The 312-nt window shown below is 29.8% G+C and carries 1 protein-coding gene; it reads right to left on the reverse strand.

What is annotated here, in order from left to right; genetic code table 11:
• The coding region (locus ACSG5Z_RS30185) for an STAS domain-containing protein (RefSeq protein ID WP_435712775.1) at positions 1–188 on the reverse strand (188 nt) is incomplete at its 3' end.
• Between the last annotated feature and the right edge of the window lie 124 nt (positions 189–312).

Genomic DNA, 312 nt, shown 5'->3' on the forward strand with positions numbered 1-312 from the left:
ACGCCTAAACCTGTACTATCCATATACTCTACCTCAGTAAAATCTACTACAATATGAACCTCTTTTTCGCTTGCAATAGGCATCAACTTATTTTTTAAATCTGATGCCGTATATGCATCAATTTCACCATTAAGTTGTACTGTATAACCTACATCATTTTGCAAAATATTTACTGCCAAATTCATCATTTCCGCCCCCTTATCTCAACCTCTTACTATTTAATTACCCATAAAAATTAATTTTAAACATATTTTTTTATTTTCATTATAAATAAATTTTCTACACCTTTCTCGGCTTAACACTTAAATCGTA

It is taken from the genome of Bacillus pretiosus, assembly GCF_051294775.1.
GTDB classification, from domain to species: domain Bacteria; phylum Bacillota; class Bacilli; order Bacillales; family Bacillaceae_G; genus Bacillus_A; species Bacillus_A wiedmannii.